The organism is Tardiphaga sp. (genome assembly GCF_044340795.1).
Taxonomy (GTDB): domain Bacteria; phylum Pseudomonadota; class Alphaproteobacteria; order Rhizobiales; family Xanthobacteraceae; genus Tardiphaga.
In genome coordinates, this window is record NZ_JBIISY010000325.1 from 1 (window position 1) to 5,443 (window position 5,443).

The 5,443-nt window shown below is 64.6% G+C and carries 4 protein-coding genes; 1 reads left to right on the forward strand and 3 read right to left on the reverse strand.

Translation table 11 applies throughout. The features are described 5' to 3' along the window. From ACIQ17_RS30240 to ACIQ17_RS30250, 3 genes are all read right to left on the reverse strand, one after another. Nucleotides 1-122, reverse strand: a 122-nt coding sequence (locus ACIQ17_RS30240) for a S4 domain-containing protein (RefSeq protein WP_398473160.1), incomplete at its 3' end; no start/stop codon positions are given. Nucleotides 123-234: 112 nt separating this feature from the next. Then, on the reverse strand, nt 235-3,621 hold the full coding sequence (locus ACIQ17_RS30245; RefSeq protein WP_398473158.1) for a helicase-related protein: 3,387 nt from the start codon (nt 3,619-3,621) through the stop codon (nt 235-237). Nucleotides 3,622-3,997: 376 nt separating this feature from the next. Then, nucleotides 3,998-4,843, reverse strand: coding sequence for a DUF3108 domain-containing protein (locus tag ACIQ17_RS30250; protein WP_398473159.1), 846 nt, complete (start codon nt 4,841-4,843; stop codon nt 3,998-4,000). 426 nt (nt 4,844-5,269) lie between these two features. On the opposite strand from ACIQ17_RS30250, the gene rpmB reads away from it, so the two are divergent. Then, on the forward strand, nt 5,270-5,443 hold a 174-nt coding region (rpmB, locus tag ACIQ17_RS30255), incomplete at its 3' end, for a 50S ribosomal protein L28 (RefSeq protein ID WP_398473161.1).

Sequence of the window (5,443 nt, forward strand, 5' to 3'; positions counted from 1 at the left end):
GGCGACTTCTGCCGCTCGCCATTAACCCGGACCCTGCCACCCTCGACCAGCGCAGCTGCACTGGTGCGGGCTTTCACCACCCGCACATGCCACAGCCATTTGTCGAGACGCTGTCGGTCCAATCAGGCACCAGATCCGTAGCCCGGATGGAGCGCAGCGCAATCCGGGGATGTCGAAATAGCTGAAACGCCGGTTCCCGGATTTCGCTTCGCTCCATCCGGGCTACAGCAGAGCCTATTCCTTGCTGCCCAGCTGCTCCTTGAGCGCAGCGAGCTTGGCGAAAGGCGAATTCGGATCCATTGCGCCGCCACGATCCCGCGGCGAGGCGCTGGACGCGAATGGGCGCGTGGCACCGCCACGATCCCTGTCGCGGCCACCTTCGCGGCCCTTGTCGCCAAACTTGCCCTTGCCGCCGCCGAAGCGCTGATCGCGCGGCGGACGGCCGCCGCCCTTGTCGTTGCTGCGATCGCCACGCGCTTCGCGGTTCGGCGCACCACCGCCGGGCGCATCGTTGCGCGGGCGACGGAAATCCTTGTTGCCGCCACGATCACCATCGCGATCGCGACGACCACCATTGCGATCCCCGCGATTGCCGCGGCCACCTTCGTTGGTCGCACCTTCAGCCTGGCCGGCCGGAACAGCAGCCTGCCCGGCATTGTTGTCACGGCGGTGCTGATTGCGATTGCGATCATGGCGCGGCGGACGGCGTTCGTCGGAACGGCCACCAGGACGCCAGACCTCGACCATTTCTGGCTCGGCAGGCGCAGCTGCTTCCGCGGCAGGAGCATCAGCAGCAGCAGCCTCTGCAGGAGCAGCCTCGGCAACTGCGGCATCAACCTGAGCAGCTTCTTCCGTCGTCGCCTGCGCAGGCGCTTCAACCACGGGCTCGCTGGCGACCGGCGAGACTTCCGGCAGCAGCGATGCAGACGATGGAGCAGCAGTCTCTTCCACCGCAGGAGCTTCGGCAGTCTCGGTCGCCTCAACCTGCGCAACCGGCTCTGCAGCAACGGCTTCGCTGGTCGGCGCGGCTTCCGCAGCAACATCGGTCTGCGCAGCATCGGACGCAGGCGCATCCGTCGTCGCTTCCACCGTTGCATCGGCAGTCGCCGCTTCGATCGGCGTGGTCGCAGCCAGTGGCTTCGGCGGAGCGGGCGGCAGCGCCGGCTTCTTCTCCATGCGATAGCCGAGTGCACGCAGGATCGACGCAAAATCTTCGCCAGCCGAGCCGGTGAGCGAAGTCATCGCCTGGGTCACGGTGAAGCTGCGGCCATCATAGGCGCCCGCCGGCTTCTCGCCCGGCGAATTCTCGCGCCACGACAGAGCGGGACGAATGAGATCGGCAAGACGTTCGAGAATATCGACACGCACGGCACGCTCGCCGGCATGGCGATAGCCGAGCACGCGATAGGCATCGCGGCCGAGCACCTTGTCCACCGGGAACGAGGTGCGGCCCGAGCCTGCGAGATGCTGCGCGCTGGACAGCGCGGACATGTCGACATTGTCCTGCTTCAGCGCCCACAGCAGCGCGGCGAGCGAGCGCGCAGCCGGCTTCAGCAGGTTCGGGAAATAGATGTGATAGGCGCCGAAGCGCACGCCATACTTACGCAGCAGGGCGCGCGACGGCTGGTCGAGATCCTTCATCTCGGCGGCAATCTTCTGTCGCTCGAGCACGCCGAGCGCTTCATTGAGCTGGAAGGCGATGCCACGTGCGATGCCGGTGACGTCTTCAGCCTTTGCGAGTTCGAACAGCGGCGCGAGCAGCTTTTCGATATGCGTCTTCAGAAAGAGATCGAGGCGAGCCTGCACGGCATCGCGCGGCGCACCGGTGAGGCGCTCGTCAGCAATGATGCGGAGACGGGGCTGCAGAACATCATCAGCAGCCACAAGCTTCGCGACCGCGTCGCCGGTCCAGCGCAGCGTGCCATCGGAGGTGAGGACCAGCTGATCGTCCGGCGCATTGGAGAGTTTTTCCGCGCGCGCGTCGATCTCGCCGGCCAGCGCCTTCGAGGCAGCGGCCTGCAAGGCCTTCGCATCGGAGCCGGCTTCGGCCGCATCGGGCAAGAATGTAAAACCATCGAGCCGGCCAATGGTGTGGCCCTCGACAACAACTTCGCCCGTCTTACCAATTTCAGTATTCAGCATCGTGTTTTCCCGCAAGCGGCGCATCAATACACTGGTACGACGATCAACGAAACGCTCTGTAAGCCTCTCATGAAGGGCATCTGACAGTTTATTTTCCAATTCACGGGAGATTCCCTGCCAATGTTCGGCATCTGCGAGCCAATCAGGACGATTTGCCACAAAGGTCCAGGTCCGAATCTGCGCGATCCGGCCCGATAACGTGTCGATATCGCCGTCGGTGCGATCCGCCTGCGCGATCTGGGCGCCGAACCAGGCATCGGGAATGCGGCCGCGCTTCATCAGAAAGTCGAAGATCGTCGTCACCAGCTCCGCATGGGCGGCCGGCGCGATGCGGCGGTAATCGGGAATCTGGCAGGCGTCCCACAGTCTTTCGACGGCGTCCCGGCCCTGCGCCATGTCGCGTACATCGCCATCGCGCGCGGCGTGATCGAGCACGCGCAGGTCTTCCGCGATCGGCGCGCGCGTCAGTGCTTCATGCCGCGGAGACTCGGCGAGCGAGACCTGAAGGGCGGCAATGGACGCGAAATCGAGCCTGGAATTGCGCCATTGCAGCACTTTGACGGGATCGAAGATGTGGTTCTGCAGCTGATTGACGAGTTCGGGCTCGAACGGCTCGCAGCGGCCGGTGGTGCCGAAGGTGCCATTGCGCGTGGCGCGGCCGGCGCGGCCGGCGATTTGCGAGAATTCGGAAGGGGTTAGGCGGCGGAACTGGTAGCCGTCATATTTGCGATCAGAGGCGAAGGCGACGTGATCGACGTCGAGATTGAGGCCCATGCCGACCGCATCGGTGGCGACGAGATAGTCGACATCGCCGGATTGAAACAGCTCGACCTGGGCATTTCGCGTGCGCGGAGAAAGACTTCCGAGCACCACCGCGGCGCCGCCGTGCTGGCGCTTGATGAGTTCGGCGATGGCATAAACTTCATCGGCGGAAAACGCGACAATGGCGGTGCGGCGCGGCTGGCGGGTGATCTTGCGGTCGCCGGCGAATTCCAGCGTGGATAGCCGCGGGCGGGTTACCACGTTGATTCCAGGGAGTAATTTCTCGACGATCGGGCGCATCGTGGCGGCGCCGAGCAATAATGTTTCGTCGCGGCCGCGGCGATTCAGGATGCGGTCCGTGAACACATGTCCACGCTCGAGATCGGCGGCGATCTGGATTTCGTCCACGGCCAGGAACGACACATCAAGATCTCGTGGCATCGCCTCGACGGTGGATACCCAATATCGTGGTTTTGACGGTTTGATCTTTTCTTCGCCGGTAACCAGCGCAACGGCTTCCGGGCCGACGCGGGCGAGGATCTTGTTATACACCTCGCGGGCCAGCAGGCGGAGCGGAAGCCCAATGATTCCAGAGGGATGCGCCAGCATCCGCTCGATGGCGAGATGGGTCTTGCCGGTATTGGTGGGACCGAGGACGGCGGTGACGCCGGCGCCGGGCGCCCGGCCAGTACCGAGCGGGGAATGCGAAAAGGCCATGGTTTTCAAGTATTTCCGAGCGGCCTTCTGTCAAGGCAAGCGTGGTCTGGAACGACTCCGGAACGAAACCGGCCCGAATCGGTGACTCCGCACCGGCCGGGGCCGTTCACCCCCAAGATGTCGCGGCGAGCGCCCTTTGTCCTCACTAGATCAAGTTTGTGACAGGGCAACAAGGCCTGTAGATTCATGTGCATAACGTCGAGTCCGACGGACTCCGATTGGCCAAAGAGTCAACTGCGCTTCGGCGCCGCTGGAATGCCGCAAGCCGGCCGCCGGTCTGCCGCAGCAGCCACTGGTTTGCCGCAGGAATCCGCCGTCGAAAACCCGGTTTTCCCGAAAGTCTTGCGGCAATACAGAGGCAGCGCTCTTGCGCCCCTCAATTCGTCTTCGCCGCCGCCTTGGCCGGCGCGGCCGTGGTCACGAACTCGGTCGCTTCCAGCATCGCCTGGCCGAGCGGGGTCGGGATCGTCACGCGATAGGGCACCAGCACGCGGGTGCCGGCGACGGGGACCAGCCACGCCTCCATGTTGCGCTGGGCGGCGAGATATTTGATGGCGGCGCGGTCCGGCACATAGCCGGCGATGGGCGTGAAATAGACGGCGCAGACGATGGCCGGGCCGTGATAGCCCTTCTCGGCCTTCACCTGCTCCATCCGCTTGTAGTCGAGCTTGATGTCATAGCGCATGCGGCCGTCGAAGATCGCCGTGCCGGTGCGGCAGGAATCCGGCGCCAGCACATTGCCGGTGCCGGGCACCGTCAGCAGCGAGCCGGTCATCGGATCGATCACATTGCGGCGATGCGCATCGGTCACCGGGATGCGCTCGGGATCGGCCGGCGGCTCCGGCTCGATGGAGAATTCCTTCACATAGCCGAGCGCGATCTGCATCTTGATGGCTTCGGACTTCTTCGCCGAGGTGGTGGTGGCGGAATAATTGGTGGGGCCGAGCTGGCCCGCGACCACGCGGCCCTGCGCCTGGCCGAAGCCGGAGCCGCCGGAAAACGCCTTCAGCAAACCCGCGGTGCCGCCGGTCGCCGCCGCGCTGTATTGATCCTCGGTGATGTCGATGGCCCAGGTGCCCTTGCCCACCGGAATGCCGGCGAGGCTGGCTTCATATTTGGCTTCCACCTTGCCCTGCGCCGCAGCCGGCCGGGGATGGGCCAGCAGCACGGCGGCCAGAAGGCCGAGCGCGCCCGCCATCAGCAGGCGCCGCGCGCGCATCATCGGCCTGGTGCTGCGAGGCCCGGAGCGGAAATGGGGGAGGCCTTGATGGGGAAGACCTTGGCAGTCCACGTCGCGTCTCACCTTGCAGGATCCGGGCATGGTCACCGTGTCCGGCCGGAATACGTCGTTTATATGATGGGAACTGCGCCGCTTTCCAACGCCCATTCGGCATTTGCGGCCAGTTCCCTGTGGTATCCGCGATCGGGACCGGCTATGAGAGGGCCGCTGCCGCTGCACCCGCCTGACGGGCGGGCCGTGATCGAGCGCAAGTCCTGAAAGGCAGGCCGCCTGGCATGTCATTTCCGTGACTCGCCTTGACGTCGGCAGCTCAAAACCCTATACGTCCGCGGCTCCTGAAATGGACGTGATTTTTGAACCCCTGCCCGGCCTGATGGTCGCAGGCGGGGATGACAGAGGATTTTCGCCATGTCCCGGCGTTGTGAACTGACACTGAAGGGCCCGCAGGTCGGCCACAAGGTGAGCCATTCGAACATCAAGACCAAGCGCCGGTTTTTGCCGAACCTGGTCAACGTGACCTTCATCTCCGACACCCTCGGCCGCGGCATCCGCCTGCGCGTCTCGGCCAATGCCGTGAAGTCG